Source organism: Streptomyces sp. 796.1, assembly GCF_047525675.1.
Taxonomy (GTDB): Bacteria; Actinomycetota; Actinomycetes; order Streptomycetales; family Streptomycetaceae; genus Streptomyces.
The window spans coordinates 98,636-116,769 of sequence record NZ_JBLIWA010000044.1 but is presented as its reverse complement, the minus strand read 5'-3'; the positions used below and the strand labels follow the sequence as shown (position 1 = coordinate 116,769).

The 18,134-nt window shown below is 73.3% G+C and carries 17 protein-coding genes and 1 pseudogene; 12 read left to right on the top strand and 6 right to left on the bottom strand.

The window, feature by feature from the left end; genetic code table 11:
- The 9 genes and pseudogenes from ACMA1D_RS26425 to ACMA1D_RS26385 form a co-directional block, all read left to right on the top strand.
- Nucleotides 1-258, top strand: a pseudogene (locus ACMA1D_RS26425) (hypothetical protein); the annotation flags it as partial.
- 246 nt (nt 259-504) lie between these two features.
- A complete protein-coding gene (locus ACMA1D_RS26420; RefSeq protein WP_349991772.1) occupies nt 505-930 on the top strand; it encodes a phage tail protein in 426 nt (141 codons plus the stop codon).
- Between the two features lie 347 nt (nt 931-1,277).
- Nucleotides 1,278-2,000, top strand: coding sequence for a LysM peptidoglycan-binding domain-containing protein (locus tag ACMA1D_RS26415; protein ID WP_414726505.1), 723 nt, complete (start codon nt 1,278-1,280; stop codon nt 1,998-2,000).
- Nucleotides 1,997-3,820 (top strand): VgrG-related protein, encoded by a 1,824-nt coding sequence (locus tag ACMA1D_RS26410; protein ID WP_414726504.1) that lies wholly within the window; start codon nt 1,997-1,999, stop codon nt 3,818-3,820. The genes ACMA1D_RS26415 and ACMA1D_RS26410 overlap by 4 nt, the downstream gene beginning before the upstream one ends.
- A 34-nt stretch (nt 3,821-3,854) precedes the next feature.
- Complete coding sequence (locus tag ACMA1D_RS26405; RefSeq protein ID WP_414726503.1) at nt 3,855-4,175, top strand: PAAR domain-containing protein; 321 nt, start codon at nt 3,855-3,857, stop codon at nt 4,173-4,175.
- Complete coding sequence (locus ACMA1D_RS26400; protein ID WP_414726502.1) at nt 4,172-4,606, top strand: GPW/gp25 family protein; 435 nt, start codon at nt 4,172-4,174, stop codon at nt 4,604-4,606. The genes ACMA1D_RS26405 and ACMA1D_RS26400 overlap by 4 nt, the downstream gene beginning before the upstream one ends.
- Nucleotides 4,606-6,567 carry a putative baseplate assembly protein gene (locus tag ACMA1D_RS26395; RefSeq protein WP_414726501.1) on the top strand — a complete coding sequence of 654 codons (1,962 nt, stop codon included), beginning with the start codon at nt 4,606-4,608 and terminating at the stop codon, nt 6,565-6,567. Before ACMA1D_RS26400 ends, ACMA1D_RS26395 begins: the two co-directional genes overlap by 1 nt.
- On the top strand, nt 6,564-7,133 hold the full coding sequence (locus ACMA1D_RS26390) for a phage tail protein (RefSeq protein ID WP_414726500.1): 570 nt from the start codon (nt 6,564-6,566) through the stop codon (nt 7,131-7,133). The genes ACMA1D_RS26395 and ACMA1D_RS26390 overlap by 4 nt, the downstream gene beginning before the upstream one ends.
- Nucleotides 7,134-7,987: 854 nt before the next feature.
- The gene (locus ACMA1D_RS26385) at nt 7,988-8,818 is read left to right on the top strand and encodes an NADase-type glycan-binding domain-containing protein (RefSeq protein WP_414726499.1); all 831 of its coding nucleotides are present in this window, start codon (nt 7,988-7,990) and stop codon (nt 8,816-8,818) included.
- 47 nt (nt 8,819-8,865) lie between these two features.
- Here ACMA1D_RS26385 and ACMA1D_RS26380 read toward each other — a convergent pair whose 3' ends face one another.
- Entirely contained in the window at nt 8,866-9,765 is a 900-nt protein-coding gene (locus tag ACMA1D_RS26380; protein ID WP_414726498.1) for an alpha/beta hydrolase, read from the bottom strand.
- A 103-nt stretch (nt 9,766-9,868) separates the two neighbouring features.
- Between ACMA1D_RS26380 and ACMA1D_RS26375 the strand changes: the two genes are divergently transcribed.
- A complete protein-coding gene (locus ACMA1D_RS26375; RefSeq protein ID WP_414726497.1) occupies nt 9,869-10,297 on the top strand; it encodes a MarR family winged helix-turn-helix transcriptional regulator in 429 nt (142 codons plus the stop codon).
- A 349-nt stretch (nt 10,298-10,646) separates the two neighbouring features.
- Nucleotides 10,647-11,519, top strand: coding sequence for a 4,5-DOPA dioxygenase extradiol (gene ygiD, locus ACMA1D_RS26370; protein WP_414726496.1), 873 nt, complete (start codon nt 10,647-10,649; stop codon nt 11,517-11,519).
- 362 nt (nt 11,520-11,881) lie between these two features.
- On the opposite strand, the gene ACMA1D_RS26365 is transcribed toward ygiD, so the two are convergent.
- Both ACMA1D_RS26365 and ACMA1D_RS26360 read right to left on the bottom strand, forming a co-directional pair.
- On the bottom strand, nt 11,882-12,667 hold the full coding sequence (locus tag ACMA1D_RS26365) for an alpha/beta fold hydrolase (protein ID WP_414726495.1): 786 nt from the start codon (nt 12,665-12,667) through the stop codon (nt 11,882-11,884).
- A 98-nt stretch (nt 12,668-12,765) separates the two neighbouring features.
- On the bottom strand, nt 12,766-13,398 hold the full coding sequence (locus ACMA1D_RS26360; RefSeq protein WP_414726494.1) for a hypothetical protein: 633 nt from the start codon (nt 13,396-13,398) through the stop codon (nt 12,766-12,768).
- Nucleotides 13,399-13,618: 220 nt separating this feature from the next.
- On the opposite strand from ACMA1D_RS26360, the gene ACMA1D_RS26355 reads away from it, so the two are divergent.
- Complete coding sequence (locus tag ACMA1D_RS26355; protein ID WP_414726493.1) at nt 13,619-14,290, top strand: hypothetical protein; 672 nt, start codon at nt 13,619-13,621, stop codon at nt 14,288-14,290.
- Nucleotides 14,291-14,586: 296 nt separating this feature from the next.
- Here ACMA1D_RS26355 and ACMA1D_RS26350 read toward each other — a convergent pair whose 3' ends face one another.
- The 3 genes from ACMA1D_RS26350 to ACMA1D_RS26340 form a co-directional block, all read right to left on the bottom strand.
- Nucleotides 14,587-15,954, bottom strand: coding sequence for a DHA2 family efflux MFS transporter permease subunit (locus ACMA1D_RS26350; RefSeq protein ID WP_414726510.1), 1,368 nt, complete (start codon nt 15,952-15,954; stop codon nt 14,587-14,589).
- A 427-nt stretch (nt 15,955-16,381) separates the two neighbouring features.
- Entirely contained in the window at nt 16,382-17,158 is a 777-nt protein-coding gene (locus ACMA1D_RS26345; RefSeq protein ID WP_414726492.1) for an ABC transporter ATP-binding protein, read from the bottom strand.
- Nucleotides 17,155-18,096, bottom strand: a complete 942-nt coding sequence (locus ACMA1D_RS26340; protein WP_414726509.1) for a FecCD family ABC transporter permease — start codon at nt 18,094-18,096, stop codon at nt 17,155-17,157. The genes ACMA1D_RS26345 and ACMA1D_RS26340 overlap by 4 nt, the downstream gene beginning before the upstream one ends.
- Nucleotides 18,097-18,134: the final 38 nt, after the last annotated feature.

Sequence of the window (18,134 nt, the reverse complement as noted above, 5' to 3'; positions counted from 1 at the left end):
GCCGTGCAGCGCGCCCCGGACGGCGCGCCGCAGGGTGGGCCCGGCCCGGGCGCCGCCGCCAGCGAGGTTCCTGCGCCCCGTCAGGAGCCCGCCGCGGCGCAGGGTACCGGCACCGCGCGCGGCCAGCCCGCCCAGCCACCGGGGACCGACCTGGACGAGTTGGCCAGGCGGCTGCTGGACCCTGTGTCGCGACTGTTGCGCGCGGAGTTACGGCGGGGCCGCGAGCGGTCGGGCCGGCCCTTCGACGGGCGCCGCTGAGCAGCGGGTGCCGCCGAGGAGCCGCCTCCCCGCGGACGCGACGGGCCGGCGGAGCTGGCACCCGCACGCGGACCACCGGGTGACCGTGGGCACAGCCGAAGGCAAGGATCCGGATCCGGGCACCAGCCAACAGCCGTCAGCGGTCAGCGGTCAGCGGTCAGCGGTCAACCAGCGAGCAGCAGGCAGCGGAGAACAGCCACCAAGCAACGGCGAACCAAGCGGGACGAGGACGGGACCGAGGGACCTATGACGGACAGCATCTTCGCGACGAGCGTCTTCTTCCGCCTGGCCATCGGCGGCAATGACCTCGGCGCCTTCCACACCTGCTCGGGCATGGGAGCCGAGGTCGAGATGGAACGCTACTCCGAGGGCGGCAACAACGGCTTCACCTGGCAGTTGCCCGGCCGGGTGAGCTGGTCCAACATCACCCTCACCCGGCCCGTCACCGCCGACACGGCGAAGATCGGCCGCTGGCTCGACGAGACGCTGCGCCGCGTCGAGGCCAAGGACGGCGAGATCGTGGCGCTCCGACCCGACCTGACGAAGATCATCAGTTGGCAGGTGTTCGGCATCGTGCCCGTGCGGTGGCAGGGGCCGTCGTTCGACCCGAGCAGCTCGCAACCCGCGGTCGAAACACTGGAGATCGCCCACCAGGGCCTGTCACCCGACTGAGCCGATCCCCCGCGCCCCACCCCCGCCCACGACCAACCTCCGCCGAGCCCGGCACACCAGCCACCCGCCGGCCTCCACCCAACCAACCACCCTCGACGCCCACCGGCGCCCACCCAGTCAACTCCCCACCCACAACACCCATCGGCCACCACCCCCAGCCACTCCGCCACCCACCGGCCACCCGTCAATCGAGACCAGGCCAGGCCAGGCCAGCCGGGACCAGATCAGGCCGGACCAGGCCAGCAACCCACCCACCAGCGACACCAGCCACTCAGCAAGCAGCAAGCAGCAAGCAGCAAGCCAACACCACCAGCGAGCGCACCCGCCGCGCAACAGGAAGGCACAGCATGTCCCCAGCGGTCCGTGCCAGCCGGGCCAGGGCCCAGCTCACGCTCAAGGAGCCGCCGACGGCCGTCGGGGCCAAGCCCGGCGGGGTGATCGCACGGCTCAACCTCCAGTTCAACCCCGGCACGCTGCAACTGGGCAAGACCACGGAGTGGCGGCGCTCCCCCTCGCGGATGGCGGGCCAGTCGGCGATGCCCGAGTTCGTCGGCAGCGGGCCGCGCACCCTGAGCCTGGACGTCTTCCTCGACGCGACGGCCAAGCACGACGACTCGGTGGAGCGGGCCGTGGAGACGCTGATGAAGGCGTGCGTGCCGACCCCGAAGAGCCTGGGTCGCAAGAAGCCCGCGAGCCCGTGGGTGCGCTTCGAGTGGGGTACGGCGCGCACCACCTCCTTCGACGGGGTGCTGTCGAACCTGTCGGTCTCGTACACCCTCTTCGACGTCAACGGGACGCCGCTGCGCGCTACTTGTTCGCTCTCCATCGAGGAGGCGAGCACCGACCCGCCGGGCCAGAACCCCACCTCCGGCGCGCGCACCGCCCGTACGACGCACACGGTGGTGGCGGGTGACAGCCTGGCGATGCTGGCCTGGCGCGAGTACGGCGACGCGACGGCCTGGCGGGTCATCGCGGAGGCCAACGACATCGACGACCCGCTCGCGCTGCTGCCGGGCAGTCAGGTCGTGGTGCCGGCCGCGCGCGCCGCGGCCGGTGAGGAGGCGTCGTGAACTCGGCCGAGTCGCACGGCGGCCGGTCGTTCACGGCCGACCCGATCGTGGAGGCGCCCGCCGAGGTGCCGAGGGACTGGGCCGAGCGCCTGGTGAGCTGCGTCGTCGACGAGAACGTGGGCCTGCCCGACACGGCGACGCTCAGCTACCGCGACGAGGGGCACGAATTCCTGACCGCGACCGGCATCACCATCGGCTCCCCGCTGCGGGTGTCGGTGGTGACCGCCCAGAACCAGGCGCGTGAACTTTTGTTCAGTGGCGAGGTCACCGCCCTGGAGCTCGACCAGGACGGCACCGGGGCCTTCACCGTGCTGCGCGCCTACTCCAAGGCCCACCGGCTCCAGCGGGGCCGCAAGGTGGTGGCGTACCGGAACATGACGACCGCGGCGATCGTCCGCAAGGTCGCCGCCGGTGCCGGCCTGGCCTGCGGGAAGGTGCAGGCGCCCGCCATCACCCACCAGCACGTGTCGCAGGCCAACGTCTCCGACTGGGACTTCCTCCAGTACCTGGCGGGCGAGAGCGGTGCGCAGGTGCGGGTGGACGACAAGGGGTTGCTCCAGTTCACCCGGCCGCTGAAGGCGTCCGGCGCGCCCGCGCCGTCCACCTCGGCTGCGACCAACCCGCTGGTGCTCCAGTTCGGGAGCAACCTGCTGGCGCTGCGCGCCGGGCTCTCGGTCGCCGACGCGGCGGCGAAGGTGCAGGTGCGCGGCTGGAACACCACCACCAAGCGGCCGTTGGTCGCCGAGCAGCCTTCGGTGGTCAGCGATGCGGTGGCGCCGGGTCTCAAGCCGCCGGGCGGCGCCAAGTTCGGCAAGCCCGCGCAGGTCACCGTCGCCGACACGCCCTACCGCACACAGGCGGAGGCGACGGCGGTCGCCCGGGCCACGGCTGAGCAGATCGGCGCGGGCTTCGCGGAGTTGGAGGCGGTGGTGGTGGGCAACCCGGCGCTGCGGGCGGGCAAGCCGGTCGCGCTGGGCAACGTGGGCCAGGCGTTCTCCGGCCGCTACACGGCGACCGCGGTGCAGCACGTGCTCGAACCGCACGGCGGCTACCGGACCACCCTGTGGGTGAGCGCCAGCCCGGACCGTTCCGTGACCGGTCTGGTGACCGGCGCCAACGCACCCGCGCGCGGGCCGCGCATGCCGGGCCTGGCCATCGGCGTGGTCACCGACGTCCGCGAACCCAACCGGTCCGAGCGGGGCGCGGTGCGCCTGACGTTCCCCTGGCTGGACGGCACGTACGTGACGGACTGGGTGCGCACCGTGCAGTGGGGCGGCAAGGGCGGGGGCGGCGTGTTCAGCCCCGAGGTCAACGACGAGGTGCTGGTCGGTTTCGAGCAGGGGCTGTTGGACTGCCCGTACGTCATCGGCGGGCTGTACAACGGCGTGGACAAGCCGTCGCCGCACGACGTACCGCTGATCGACCGGACCAGCGGGAAGGTCAACCGGCGTTCGGTGGCCTCGCGTTCGGGGCACCGGGTGGAGTTGCTCGACGCGCCGGCGCCCGGCCCCTCGGGGCTGCGGTTGGTGACCGGCGACGACCGGCTTGAGGTGCGCGTGGACGACCGCCGCAAGCGGATCGAGGTGACCGTGTACGCGGGGCGGCGGCGGGTCGCGACCTCCCTGGTCCTGGACCGGCGGAGCATCACGCTGGACGCCGGGCAGGGGTCGGTGACCGTCAAGGGCCGCACCGTGGACATCCAGGGCACCACGGGCGTCTCCATCGACGGCGCCCGGGTCGGCGTGTCGGGAAAGACGCAGGTCACCGTCGACGGCGGGTTGCTCGGCGTGCTCAAGGCGAAGCTCATCCGGATCAACTGAAGGTCCCCGTACCCTCCCACCCAAGGAGTCCCAGATGCCTGCCGCAGCCCGCATCGGCGATCCCACCAACCACGGCGGTCGGATCACCGCACCGCCGCCCCCGGCCGCCGCGGCGGTGGCCAGCGTCCTGATCGGCGGCCAGCCGGCCGCGGTCGTGGGCAGCCTGCACGTGTGCCCGCTCCTGCCGCATGCGGCCCTGGGCCCGGGCAACGTCGTCCTGCCGTCGCCGGCGGCGGCTGCCGGCGGCCTGGTCCTGATCGGCGGGCTGCCCGCCGCGCGGATGGGCGACACCACGGCGTGCGGCGCGCAGGTGTTGATGGGCGCGGTGAACGTGCAGATCGGTGGGGCGCTGTGAGTGACGCGTTCATCGGCCGTGGCTGGGCCTTCCCGCTGCGGGTCGGCGCGACCGGGGGCATCGCCCTGGTCGAGCGGGAGCGGGAGATCGAGGAGGCCATCCGGCTCGTCCTGGGCACGGCGCCGGGCGAACGCCCGATGCGGCCGGAGTTCGGCTGTGGCATCCACGACTACGTGTTCGCCCCCGGTGACGGGGCCACCGCCGGCCGGATCGCCGGGCAGGTGCGCGAGGCGCTGGAGCGGTGGGAGCCGCGGATCACGGTGAGCGAGGTGCGCGTGGCCTTCGACTCGGTGCAGGCCGGCACGCTCTACATCGACGTGCACTACACGGTGCGCACCACCAACGACCGGCGCAACCTGGTCTTCCCCTTCTACACCATCCCCTCCGACGAGGGCGCCGCCGAAGGCGCCGAGGAAACGGTCCCGAGCTGATGGCCCTGCCTTCTCCCAACCTGGACGACCGGCGCTTCCAGCAACTGGTCGACGAGGCCAAGCGGTACGTGCAGCAGCGCGCGCCCGAGTGGACCGACCACAACGTCTCCGACCCCGGCGTCACCCTGATCGAAACCTTCGCCTACCTCGTGGACCAGTTGCTCTACCGGCTGAACCGGGTGCCGGAGAAGAACTACCTGGCCTTCCTCGACCTGTTGGACATCCGGCTGTTCCCGCCCGGGGCCGCCAGCGCCGAGGTCGACTTCTGGCTGTCCGCTCCGCAGCCGGAGACGGTGGTGCTGGCCGCCGGCACCGAGGTGACGACCGCGGCCGGCGAGACGGAGGAGGCCGTGGTCTTCGCCACCACGGAGCAACTCCGCATCGTCCCGAGCGAGTTGACCCGCCTGGTGACCGTGGAGCGCACCGGCGAGCAGACGGACCGGACCGCGGCGCTGGCCGAGGCGCTGGACGTGCCCTGCTTCCAGGCGGCGCCCGAGCCGGGCGACGCGCTGTTGTTCGGGCTGCCGACGGCGGTGCCGCGGTGCGTGGTGGCGGTGCGCCTGGACAGCCGCGTGGAGGGCGTGGGCGTCGACCCGCGGCAGCCGCCGCTGGCGTGGGAGGCGTGGGACGGCGGTCGCTGGCAGCGCTGCGAGACCGGCACGGACACCACGGGCGGCCTGAACCGGCCGGGCGAGGTCATCGTGTACGTACCGGCGGGGCACACCGCCTCGGTGGTCGGCGGGGTGCGGGGCGGCTGGCTGCGCTGCCGGGTCGTGGAGCCCGAACCCGGCCAGCCCTTCTACTCGGTGTCGCCCACGGTGCGGGAGGCGGCCGTGTTCACGATCGGGGGCACCATGACGGTGGAGCACGCCGAGACGGTGACCGACGCCCCGCTGGGCACCTCGGAAGGGGTCGCGGGGCAGTCCTTCCGGCTGGACCGCCCACCGGTGCTGTTGGACGGGCCGCCGCCGGTGGTGGAGGTGTCATCGGCCGACGGCTGGCAGCCCTGGCAGGTGGTCGAGGACTTCGGCCGCTCGGGGCCGGCCGACCGGCACGTGCAGGTGGACGCCACCACCGGCAGGTTCACCTTCGCCCCCGCGCTGCGCGAGGCCGACGGCACGCTGCGCGCCTGTGGCGCCGTACCGCCCAAGGGCGCGCACATCCGGGTGGCGAGCTACCGCACCGGCGGCGGCCCGCAGGGCAACGTCGCCCGGGGCGCCATCAACGTGCTGCGCAGTTCGGTGCCGTACGTGGCCGAGGTCGGCAACCGCGAGGCGGCGCGCGGCGGGGTCGCCGGGGAGACCGTCGCGGACGCCCGGCTCCGCGCGCCGCGGGCGCTGCGCACCCAGGGGCGTGCGGTGACCGCTGACGACCACGAGATCATCGCCCGGCAGGCGGCGCCGTCGCTGCGCCGGGTACGGTGCCTGCCGGCGGCCGACGAGCCGGGCGCGGTCCGGGTGCTCGTGGTGCCGGACGCGGTCGCCGACGAGGGTGACCTGCTCCGCTTCGAGCAACTCGTCCCGAGCGACCAGGTCCTGCGGGCGGTGACGGGGGCGCTGGACGAAGCGCGCCTGATCGGTACCCGTCTGGTGGTCGAACCGCCGGTCTACCAGGGCGTCACCGTGGTGGCCCGGCTGTCGGCCCGTACCGGCGACGCGCCCGACGCGGTGCGCGACGCCGCGCTCGCCGCCCTGTTCCGCTACCTCAATCCGTTGCACGGCGGCCCGGCGGGCGACGGCTGGCCGTTCGGGCGGCCGGTGCAGTACGGCGAGGTGTTCGGCGTCGTCCAACGTGCCGTGGGAGACGTCCTGGTGGAGGAGATCCGGATGTTCGCGGCCGATCCGATCACGGGCCGGCGCGGCTCCCCCGTCGACCGCATCGACATCGGGCCGGGCGCGCTGGTCTTCTCCTACCGGCACCAGGTGGTCGTGACCGGCGCCGCGCCACAGGACCGGCCGTGACCCGCGCCGCCGTGCCCGGCCTGCGCAGCCGGCATCCGATCGGGGCGCACCTGCCCGCCCTGTACGCCGAAGACGACCTGGCCCAGCGGTTCACCGCCGGCCTCGACACGGTGTTGGCGCCCGTGCTCGCCACGCTCGACAACCTGCCCGCCTACTTCGACCCCCGGCTGACCCCGGCCGACTTCCTGGGGTGGCTGGCGTCCTGGATCGGCTGGGACGACGACCCGCGGTGGCCGCTGGAACTGCGCCGCGAGGCGACGATGCGGGCCCTGGAACTGCACCGCAGCCGGGGCACCCGACGGGGTCTCACGGAGGCGCTGCGCCTGGTCCTCGGGGTGGGCGCGGACGTACGGGGCGACGGCGCCGCGGTCTGGTCGCGCACGGCGCAGTCGGAGCTGCCGCCGCCACCGGCCGCCGAGGTCGTGGTCCGGGTGTGGCCGTTGGAGGCGGCGACGGTCGACGTGGAGCGCGTCGAAGAACTCGTACGGGCTCTGTGCCCGGTCCACACACGGTGCCGCGTGGCGGTCCTGCCCGGGCCACCGACGGACGAGGGAGGCTCAACGTGAGGCGCGCGTGCCCGGCCTGCGGGTCCCCCAACGAGACGGACGAGGACTTCTGCGGCAACTGCGGCAACTACCTGGGGTGGTCGACGACGACCGGGACGACAGGTACGGCTGGCGCGAGCGGCCGGGCTGACCCGGGTGGTACCAGTGGCGCGGGTGGCGCCGGCGGTACGGGCAGCGTGGCTGGCGCGAGCGGTGCGGCCAGTGGGGGCGGTGCGCCAGGTACGGCCGAGGCGGGTGGCGCGGGCGGTACGGCCAGTACGGGCCGCGCGGCGGGCGCAACCGGCACTGCGGGCACGGCGAGTTCCGCGAGCGGGGCGAACGCGCCCAGCGGGCCGAACGTCGACGGCTGGCCGAACGCGGCCAGCACCGCGGACCGTACGACACCCCGCCCAAGTCCCCACCCGAGCGCGGACGCCCCGCCGGGTCAGGCCCACCCCGCGGGCCCCGCAACCCCGGAGGGCAACGCGGCCACTCCGGCCATGCCGACCACCTCGCCCGCCGCACCACCCGCGCCGTCCACTGCTCCCACTGCGCCCGCGGCCCCCGGCCGCCCCGCCCCGGACCCGGCCGGGCCTACGCCGAACGCGACCGGGCCGGCTGGGCCTGCCGGATCGACCGGCCCGGACGCGCCGCGGGGCCGCCCGACCGCACGCACGGACCCGCCACGAAGGCCGCAGGCAGCCCCGGCCGCCCCCACGGCCCCAGCCACCCCACCGGCACACCCGTCCACCGCACCCTCACCCGCCACACCGCCGGAGACCAGCGCACGTGCCGCGGACGGGCCACACCCCACCGGCCGCACACCCGCCCCCGCACAGCCCCCTGCACAGCCACCCGCGCGTACGCCACGTCCGGTGGAGCCGCCGGCACCGGTGCGGCCCGCGCCCGCGGCCGGGCCCGATGACGACGCCCCGCGGCCGGTCAAGCCCGGCAAGGCGGTCGCGCCCCGCCCCACGGTGCGCCCGATCACGGCCGACTTGCCCGCGACCGGCACACCCTGCCCGGCCTGTGGCACACCCAACCCACCGCACCGCAGGTTCTGCAGCCGGTGCGCGGCGCCGCTGGCCCGGGCCGCCGCCCCGGCCCCGCTCCCCTGGTGGCGGACGCTGTGGCCGCTGCGCCGGCGTGGCCGGGCGCGTTCGGGGCGGCTGGTGCGGCTGTTGGTGACGCTGACCGTCGTCGCGGCACTGTGCGTCGGCGGCTATCTCCTGCTGCCGGCCGGGCGTCACCTGATCGAGGACACCCGCGACAAGTTGGGCAAGCCCAAGCCGCTGAGCCCCCAACACACGTCGGCGACCGCACAGCTCCCCGGCCACCCGGCGGGCAACACGACGGACGGGCTGCGCAACCGCTACTGGGGCACGCCCGCCGCCGGCGCCAGCATCACGTACACCTTCGCCAAGCCGTTCCGGCTGTACGAGCTGATCATCACCAACGGCGCCGCGAACTCGGCCGAGGAGTACGCCCGCCAGGGCCGCGCACTGCGCATGGAACTGGCGGCGACGACCCGGGACGGCGAGGTGGTCCGCAAGACCCTCACCCTGAACGACAAGGCGGGTCCGCAGTCGATGCCGATGGGCATCAGCAACGTCACGACCGTCCGCCTCACCCTCACCAACCCGGCCGGGTTGACGGCGGGCCGACACCTCGCCCTGGCGGAGGTGGAGTTCTTCCAACGCAAGTGAGCGGCCCACGGCGGGGCCAGCCCGCGGGACGGCTGTGGCCCCGTGGTTCAGGCGCGGGCCAGGGCGGCGGTGATGAAGGCGGCGGCACGGTCCAGGGCCGCGTCGGCCTCCTCCAGTTGGCCCTCGAAGGTCTGGAAGACGTGCGGGACGTCCGCGGTGACGTCGAGTTGGACGTCGACACCTGCCGCGGCGGCCCGCACGGCGAACCGGGTGGCGTCGTCGAGCAGGACCTCGTTGGAGCCGACCTGGAGCAGCAGCGGGGGCAGCCCGGCCAGCTCCGCGCGGCGGGCCGGACTGAGCAGCGGCTGGTCGGGGTCCTGCCCCGCGAGGTAGTGGGCGACCAGGGTGACCAGTTCGGCTCGGGTGAAGAGCGGGTCGGCGTCGTGCTTGGTGGTCATGCTCTCGCCCGAGAAGGTGGCGTCCAGGCCCGGCGAGAGGGCGACCGCGGCGGCCGGCAACGGCAGGCCGGCATCGCGCGCGGTGAGCAGGGTGGTGAGGGCCAGGCCGCCGCCGGCCGACTCCCCCGCGAGGACGATGTGCTCGGGCGCGACGCCTTGTTCCAGCAGGTCGCGGTAGGCGGCGAGGCCGTCATCAACGGCCGCGGGGTAGGGGTGTTCGGGGGCGAGCCGGTAGTCGACCGAGACCGCGCGGATGCCGGTGCGGCGGACCAGAGCGGCGGTGAGGCGCAGGGCCGTGGCGGGCGAGCCGAAGACCCAGCCGCCGCCGTGGAAGTAGAGGATCGTCCCGGCGACGGGGGCGCCGTCGGGCTCGACGGTCAGGGCTGGCCGCCCACCCAGCGCGGAGGGTCTGACGCGCACTCCGGCCGGGTTCGGGTCCGTGGCCATCTGCGCCTCGAAGTCCGCGCGCAGCCGCTCGGGCGGGAGGCTGCCGTCAAGGGGGGCCTGCCGCATCAGGGCGTCGACCGTCGCGCGCTGTGCCGTACTCATGCGATCCTCCAGGTGAAGTGCGTTCCTCACCAGGAACTATATTCACAGGAATAACATTCCCACGAAACTGGAGCAGAGTGTGACCGACCTCACGCAGGCATTCATGGATCTCGTCCGTTACGAGACCAGGCTCTACAACGCGGTCGGCGAACGACTGCGCGCCGAACACGGCCTGACGATGGGCCAGTTCGAGTTTCTGCGCATCATCGACGGCCGGGACGGCTGCCGGGTCAACGACCTGGCCGAGGAGGCCGCCATCACCGTCGGGGCGACCAGCAAGGCGGTGGACCGGCTGGAGACCGCAGGCTGGGTGGTCAGGCGCCCCAACCCCAGCAACCGCCGCTCGTCCCTGCTGGAGCTCACCCCCGCCGGCAGCGCGCTGCTCGCGGCTGCCACACCCACGTTCGACGACGGGCTGCGTCACTGGCTCGCCGGTCCGCTGACGGCCGGCTCCCTGGAGCAGTTGGCGTCGACCCTCGCCCTGCTGCGCGGCACGATGGAAGACGCGTCGGCGGGCATGCCCCCGAGCTAGGCACCGCCGTGGAAGCGCCGGTCACGGCCGCTGCACGAGTACGAATCCCGCGGCGTGCGCACCCGCGTACACCTGAGAGCGAGCCACCCGTGCACACCCTTCGGGTGCGCACCCCGCGCACCCCGCGCACCCCTGGACCCCGGGTGGCCGCTCACCCGACCGGCGCCCCTCCAGCCCCCACACCGTGGGTGCTCCCCACCCCGCCCAGCAGGCTCGATATAGGGTGAATGGGACCGATCCACTGCTCACGGCTGGTCAGGTGAGTGGACGCGCACACGTCCGGGAAGGTCGCTCCGGCCTGGCCGTTTCCCGTCAGGCGCCGACCGTTTCGACCCGACAGGAGATGCCCATGACGGCCCCCAGCGCCCCCGATCTGATGCCGGCCGCGTTCCTCGGCCACGGCAGCCCGATGAACGCCATCGACGCCAACCGCTACACCGCCGCCTGGGCGGCCTTCGGCCGGGCCGTTCCGCGTCCGCGCGCCATCCTGGTGGTCTCCGCCCACTGGTACATCCACGCCAGCGCGGTCACCGTGATGCCCCGGCCGCGCACCATCCACGACTTCTACGGGTTCCCCCAGCAACTCTTCGACGTCCAGTACCCCGCCCCCGGGTTGCCGGGGCTGGTGGAGGAGGTCAGCGACGCGGTCAAGCCGACCTGGGTGGGTGCCGACGTCGAGAGTTGGGGCCTGGACCACGGCACCTGGTCCGTGCTCGTGCACGCCTTCCCCGCCGCTGACATCCCCGTCGTCCAGCTCAGCATCGACGCCAGCAAGCCGCTGGAATACCACTTCGAACTCGGCACCAAGCTGGCCGCGCTGCGTAACTCCGGAGTCCTGGTCATCGGGAGCGGCAACGTTGTCCACAACCTCGGAGGCATCGACTGGGGCCGGCCCGAGAGCGGTTTCGCGTGGGCGGAGCGGTTCGACGACAGCGCCCGGCAGCTCATGCGCGACGAGCCAGGTGACAGCCTCAGCCTCCAGCACCACCCGGACTTCGCCGCCGCTGCCCCCACCCCCGACCACTTCATCCCGCTGCTCTACCTCTCCGGGCTCGCAGCGGCTTCCGGGCAGAGCGCCGACGTCCTCATCGACGGCTACACCTACGGCTCCATCTCCATGACCGCCTACACCCTCGGTGTCACCTGCCCCGACCAGGCAGCCGGCTCCGGCGCCGCAGCGGCCCTGCCCGACGGCGTCCCCGCCGACGCCACCAACACCTGACGCCCGGCGTTCTGGCCGCCGGCCCGTACCGGAACGCCCATGCGTCGGCGGCTGGGTGCCCGTACGTCCCCGGCACGCCGGGTCGCGCCGCGCGGCAATCGCCCCGGTGTGACCCGGCGTGCCGGTGCGGCGCCCGCCACGGCGCGCCGGCCGCCGACCTGGCGGCCCCACTCCCGTTCCTCGGCCCCCATCACACCCTGACTCCCGCCCTCAGCACACCCCGACAAGCCACCCTGTGCACACCCCGCTCCTCCTGGCCCCCGTCCCGTGCATACCCCACGCCCCGGCACCAGCAGGGTGGGGCCATGGGACTGCCGCTGGTCGTGGGTGTGCCCGGGTAGGCCAGCGATGATCTTCCGCAGTTAGCGGGCAAGGAACGGGCCGAGTTCCGCGAGGAGTTCGGTGGGTGCCTCCAGCGGGATGAGGTGGCCCGCGCTGGCGAACTCGACCAGGGTGGCGCCGGGAATCCGGGCGGCGTACCGGCGGCCGATGTCCTGGAAGTCGGCGACGTCGAGCCCGCCGATCCCCACCAGGGTGGGTACGGCGATGGTGGCGACGTCCCCGTCGGCGCCGTCCTGCCCGTGTGCCTCCAGCGCCGGCTGGTTGACCAGCGAGGTCCGCAGCGGGCCGCGGACCGCTTCGACCAGGCCCGGGGCGACCTCGTCCCAGCCACGAGCGGGCCCGCGCAGCCACATGTCCAGGTTAATCCGGACGGCGGCGTCCAGCTCGCCCGCGGCCAGCGCCTCCGTCTCGGCCGCGTCGTAGGCGACCATCTCCGCGGACCAGTCGTATCCGGGCCACGGCGGGGCGAACAGGGCCAGCGAGTGCACCCGGCCCGGGTGGGTCAGGGTGAAGTCCACGGCCACCCGACCGCCCCAGGACGCACCCACCAGCCGGACCCGTTCGTGGCCGATGTGGTCCAGGAGGCGGCGCAGGTCGTCCGTCTCGCTAAAGGCGCCGCTCGGTGGCCCGGACTGGCCGAATCCGCGCAGGTCGTACGTGATGACGGTGTGCCGTTCCGCGAGGGCCGGCGCCACCGCGTCCCACATGCGGTGATCGGCGACGCCCGCGTGCACGAGCACGACGGGCGGCCCGTCGCCGGCGACGGTGTACGAGAGGTGGCCGAGGTCGTCGGCGAGTACGTGCATCCGCAGATGTTCGCAGGGTGTCCGTGCACGTGCCAATCGTTTACGGGTGGCCGGTTGCCCCTCGTCACAGCCTGCTTCACCGTCGGTTCGGCGCGGGCTCAGCGCCGCCGCAACCCTCCGTAGAGCACCGTCCCGAAGGTGGCGACGAACAGGCCGATCGCCACCGGCACGCCGATCGGGTCGAAGCCGCGGCCGTCGGTGGCCTCGGCCCACGGGGCGAAGAAACCGTGCGGGTCCTTGTACAGGACGATGTGTTGGCGCCGCTCGAACTGGCCGTGGCAGTTCTCCAACTGGGTCAGGTCCTGGACCTTGCCCGAGGTGTCCACCACCCGGCAGACGTAGCGGTCCTTGCCCCGCACGGAGTTGCCGTAGTTGGCGGTGTCGACCACCAGTGCGTCGACCTTGTCGCCGTACTGCTTGGCGTAGGTCTCGTGCAGGACGTGCGGCACCCCGATGCCGAGCGCGGCCACCGCGACGGTGGCCAGGGTTGCGGCCCCGGCCCGGTTCCAGAAGCTGCCGACCAGCGCGGGGACGAGGAAGCCCACGACGACCATGACGCCGACGCCGAGCCAGGTCCAGGTGACCTTGGCGAGGAACGCGCCCAGCACCATCGCCACCGGGATGCCCACCGCCCACAGCAGCGAGTTCAGCGCCCTGGCCAGGGTGATCTGCCGCTCTTTCGCAACCTGCTGGGTGGCTCCGGTGGTCTCGGTCGGCCCGGACGTTGCCACGCTGTTCCTCTCGTCATGGTCGGCGGCGGCGCTTGGCGTACGAAGTCACCTTAGGAGAAGCGTCCGCTGCCGGGTGCGGGACCGCCCGTACTCGCCCGACGGCCGGCTGGCCCGCGACCCGGCCTCGCGAGCCGGAAGCCCGTGCACGCGGCGGAGGCCGCGCCGCCGGAACGTACCCTGTCCCAGTTCCCCATCAGGCAACCCGTAGAGAAACGGCATCATGAAGCACGCGCAGAACAACCAGCCCACCCACCCGTTCCGCCGGTCGGGGGCGGTGGCCTTCGCCGCAGTCACCCTGCTGTGTCTGGCGGCGACGACCGGATGCGGCGGGTCCGACGACGGCGGGAAGGACAAGAAGGCCGAGAAGTCGGAGCAGGCCAAGCCCGCGCTGAAGCAACGGCTCGACCAGCCCCGCGGGAAGGACCCGCAGGAGCTTCCCGCCCCGCCCGACACCGCACCGTTCTCCGACCAACTGACCCACGAACTCCGCAAGCGGACGCTGGACATGGCCGGCGTGGACGGCAAGACCACCGGCCAGTGCCCGAAGGGCATCGAGTCGAAGAAGGGAACCACCGTCACCTGTTCCACCACCTTCGCGGGCCAGCGCATCGACTGGCAGGTCACCATCGGCGACAAGGCCCTGATGAGCCTCGTCGAGTACCAGGCGACTCCGACGAAGGGCATCCTCACCCGTGAGGGTGTGGCCAAGCTCCTCTTCGGCAACTACAAGGGCAGCATCGAGTACGCGCTCTGCAACGACATCCCCGAGGTGGTGCTGGTCCCCCTGAACGCGCAGACGTCGTACGCGTGCGAAACGGTGTTCAAGGGCAAGGAGCCGACCGGCGCCAGCACCCCGATCCGCGCCACGGACTCCGGCCCCCGAGCCTTCTGACCTCGTACGATCCCGTGCCCAGCCGGCCCGAGGGGCCTGACCCGTCCCGTACCAACGGGCCCACCGGGTCCATCAGGTCCAGCCGGCCCGACCTGTCGGAACAGAAAGGTCCGACGATCCGTCCGCGGGACCCCCGGTCCCGCACCCAGGGGGGCCTCGCCCACCGAGGCTGAGGCTTGGATGCTTGACCCACCTGCTAACGAGGGGGCGCCCGACCGGGATTTCCGGTCGGGCGCCCCGCCTGTCACCTCATGCGCCCCGCGAATGGGGGCGGGGCCGTGCGAAGTGGCCGGCGGTCACCTGCGCTTGCCCTGGGTGTGCGGCAGCCGGGTGGCCCCGGCCGCGGCGAGCAGGCAGCAGCCGATGACCCACCAGAAGGTGTCGCCGAACGCCCAGCCGACGGCGGCGCCCCGGGCGTCGAGACGGCTTTGCAGCACCACGGCCAGCACCGCGGTGCCGACCGAACCACCCACCGTGTTCAGTAGGTTGAGCGCCCCGGCCGCGCGGGGTATCTGGGTGGGCTCGATGCGGCTGTAGACGATGTTCATGACCGGCGCGCCGACCATGGCCATGCCGATGCCGCGTACGGCGAGCGCCGCGGCGATCAGCGTGTCGGACGGCTGGTGGCCGAGTTGGGTGAACGGGAACGTGCCCACCAGGATCAACCCGATGCCACCCACCACCAGGGTGCGGGGCGCCACCCGGTCGATGGTGCGGTTGACCAGCACCGCTCCGGCCGCGGCGCCGACGCCCTGCGGGGCGAGCAACAGCCCGGCCTGCCAGGCGGAGAGGCCGCGCCCGGTCTGGAAGTACAGCGGGAGCAGGAACATCGTGCCGAACACCGAAGCACCCAGCACCAGGAGGGCGAGGGCGGCGGCGCCGAACGGCGGCCGGGTGAACAGGCGCGGGTCGACCAGCGGCGTGCCGCGGGTGCGCAGCCCGTGCACGGTGAACCCGACGAGCATGGCGAGCCCGGCCACGATGCCGACCGTCGCCGGGAGCGTACGCCCGTGCGCGACCTCGGTCAGCCCGAAGACGAAGACGGCGAGCCCCGGCGAGAGCAGCGCGGCCCCGCGCAGGTCGAACGGCGCGCGCCGCGGCGCGGGCGGCACCTCGGGTACGTAGCGCCGGGCGAGCAGTACGGCGACCGCCCCGATCGGCAGGTTGATCAGGAAGAGCCACGGCCAGGAGCCCGCGGCCAGCAGCGAGCCGCCGGCCAGCGGGCCGAGCACGGGCGACAGCATCGGGACGACCGCCACGATGCTGATCACCCGGCCGGTGCGGGTGGGGCCTGCGATGCGGGCCAGGAGCGCCTGGCCGGTTGCGGGCAGCAGGCCGCCGCCGAGGCCCTGGAGTACGCGGAAGGCGATGAGGCTGGTGGCCGACCAGGCCAGTGCGCACAGCGCCGAACCCAGCAGGAACACTCCCACGGCGGCGAGCCAGGTGCGCCGACCGCCGTACCGGTCGGCCAGCCAGCCGGACGCGGGCACGGCGGCCACCACGGCCAGCAGATAGGCGGTGGTGACCCACTGGATCTCGGTGAGGGAAGCGTCGAACTCGTCCGTCAGGGTCTCGATGCCGACGCTGACGATGGTCGCGTCGAGCGTGGCCATGAAGGTGCCGAGCACCAGGATGAACGCGATCCGCAACAGGGTGGCGTCCACTCGGGCGGGCGGCGTTGCGGGCCCGGTCGGCGGCGGGCCCGGGGTGGTCCCGGCTGCGGGTGTGGCCCCGGCTGCCGGGGCGGCTGGAGCGGTCTCCGCTGCCGTGCCCGCGGGCACGGCCGGTGTGGCCCGCACAGCCGGTACGTCCGGGATCTCCAACTCGCCATCTACGTCGGGAACTTCAGGCCCACCTGGCCCGTCCGGCCTCTCCAACCCACCAGGCTCGCGTGGTGCCTCCAACCCACCGGCCCCGTCCGGGACTTCCGGCCCTAGGGACCCGTCGGGGGCATCCGACCCACCCGGCTCGTTCAAGCCGTCCGGGTCATCCGGGCCGCCCGGGCCGTTCAGGCCGTCCCGACCGTTCAGGCCGCCCGGACCGTTCGGGTCATCCGAGCCGTTGGTGTCAACCGTGCGCACGATGCTCTCCTCACAGGGTGGGAACGACCATGGGCGTGCCCGCCACCGGGTCGGGGACGATGACGCTCGGCAGCCCGAAGACGTCCTGGATCAGCTCGGCGTCCACGATGTCCGTGGGGTCGCCCTCGGCGACCACCCGGCCGTCCTTCATGGCGATGAGGTGGTCGGCGTACCGGCACGCCTGGTTGATGTCGTGCAGTACGGCGATGACCGTACGGCCCTGGTCGCGCAGTTCGGCCAGCAGGCCGAGGAGTTGGTACTGGTGGGTGATGTCCAGGAAGGACGTGGGTTCGTCGAGCAGCAGGTGCGGCGTCTGCTGGGCGAGCACCATGGCCATCCACACCCGCTGGCGCTGGCCACCGGAGAGTTCCTGCACCGACCGGTCGGCGAGGTCGGTGACGCCCGCGGCGGCCATCGCACCGGTGACGGCCGTCTCGTCCTCCTTCGACCACAGGGCCAGGAACGACTGGTACGGGAAGCGGCCCCGGCCCACCAGTTGCCGCACCTTGATGTCCTCGGGCGCCTGCGGGTCCTGCGGCAGGAAGCCGAGTTGCTTGGCCAGTGCCTTGGCCGGATAGTCGCCGACCTCGCGCCCGTCGAGCTCCACGCGTCCCGCGGTCGGGCGGAGCAACCTGACGCAGGCGCGCAGCAGGGTGGACTTGCCGCAGCCGTTGGGGCCCACGATGGCGGTGAACGCGGCGTCGGGGACGTCGATGCTCAGCCCGCTGGACACGGTGCGGTCTCCGTAGCGCAGGGTGATGTCCCGCGCCGTCAGGCGTGCGCTCACGCCCGCCTCACCTCCTTGGTCAGCAGCCAGATCAGATAGCAGCCGCCGATCGCGGTGCTCACCACGCCGACGGGGAGCGCGACTGGCGCCAGCAACATCTGGGCGAGCAGGTCGGCGCCGAGCAGCAGGACGGCCCCGGTCAGGGCGGCCGGCAGCAGCGGTACGCCGGCCGCGCCGGCGAGGCGGCGGCCGATCTGCGGTGCGGCCAGTGCGATGAAGGCGATGGGCCCGGCGACGGCGGTCACGGTGGCGGTGCAGCCGACGCCGACCAGCACCATCAGCAGGCGCAGCCGGGCGAGACCGACGCCGGTGGTGGCGGCGACGGAGTCGCCTAGTGCGGCCTGGTGCATGGCGTGCGCCTGGGTGGCCAGCAGGGCCAGCAGCACGGCGATCACCGGGAAGGCGATGCCCACGTCCTCCCAGCCGATGCCGTTGAGGGAACCCGCGCTCCAGCCGACGGCGGCGATCGCCACCTCCAGGTCGGCGCGGAGCACGATCCAGGAGTTGACCGCGGTCATCATCGCGTTCAGGGCGATGCCGATGACGACCAGGCGCAGTCCGGAAAAGCCCCGGTCGAAGGAGAGCGCGTAGATCACCGCGGCCACCAGCAGCCCGCCGAGCACGGAGCCGACGGCCAGTTGCGCCGAGGTGCCGGACAGCACGGTGAGGGCGACCAGGGCCCCGGTGTACGCGCCGGCGTCGAGGCCGATCACGTCGGGGCTGCCCATCGGGTTGCGGGTGAGGTTCTGGAAGACCGCCCCTGCCACGCCGAGCGCGGCGCCGAAGACCAGGCCGGCCAGTACGCGCGGCAGCCGCCACTCGGAGATCACGACGGAGGGCTCCGCCCCGCTCAGCGCGGCGAACACCTCGCCCGGGGTGGCCCATGAGGCCCCGTAACACAGGCCGAGCAGGGACAGGCCGAGCAGCAGCACGGTCATCACCGCGGCGAGCACCAGGGTGCGGCGCTCGATGCGCA

Excerpts from the sequence above, each read along its gene's own strand:
- ACMA1D_RS26395 (WP_414726501.1), top strand. The coding sequence starts at position 4,606 with ATGGCCCTGCCTTCTCCCAACCTGGACGACCGGCGCTTCCAGCAACTG.
- ACMA1D_RS26405 (WP_414726503.1), top strand. The coding sequence starts at position 3,855 with ATGCCTGCCGCAGCCCGCATCGGCGATCCCACCAACCACGGCGGTCGG.
- ACMA1D_RS26380 (WP_414726498.1), bottom strand. The coding sequence starts at position 9,765 with ATGAGTACGGCACAGCGCGCGACGGTCGACGCCCTGATGCGGCAGGCC.
- ygiD (WP_414726496.1), top strand. The coding sequence starts at position 10,647 with ATGACGGCCCCCAGCGCCCCCGATCTGATGCCGGCCGCGTTCCTCGGC.
- ACMA1D_RS26415 (WP_414726505.1), top strand. The coding sequence starts at position 1,278 with ATGTCCCCAGCGGTCCGTGCCAGCCGGGCCAGGGCCCAGCTCACGCTC.
- ACMA1D_RS26365 (WP_414726495.1), bottom strand. The coding sequence starts at position 12,667 with ATGCACGTACTCGCCGACGACCTCGGCCACCTCTCGTACACCGTCGCC.
- ACMA1D_RS26340 (WP_414726509.1), bottom strand. The coding sequence starts at position 18,096 with ATGACCGTGCTGCTGCTCGGCCTGTCCCTGCTCGGCCTGTGTTACGGG.
- ACMA1D_RS26355 (WP_414726493.1), top strand. The coding sequence starts at position 13,619 with ATGAAGCACGCGCAGAACAACCAGCCCACCCACCCGTTCCGCCGGTCG.
- ACMA1D_RS26420 (WP_349991772.1), top strand. The coding sequence starts at position 505 with ATGACGGACAGCATCTTCGCGACGAGCGTCTTCTTCCGCCTGGCCATC.
- ACMA1D_RS26375 (WP_414726497.1), top strand. The coding sequence starts at position 9,869 with ATGGATCTCGTCCGTTACGAGACCAGGCTCTACAACGCGGTCGGCGAA.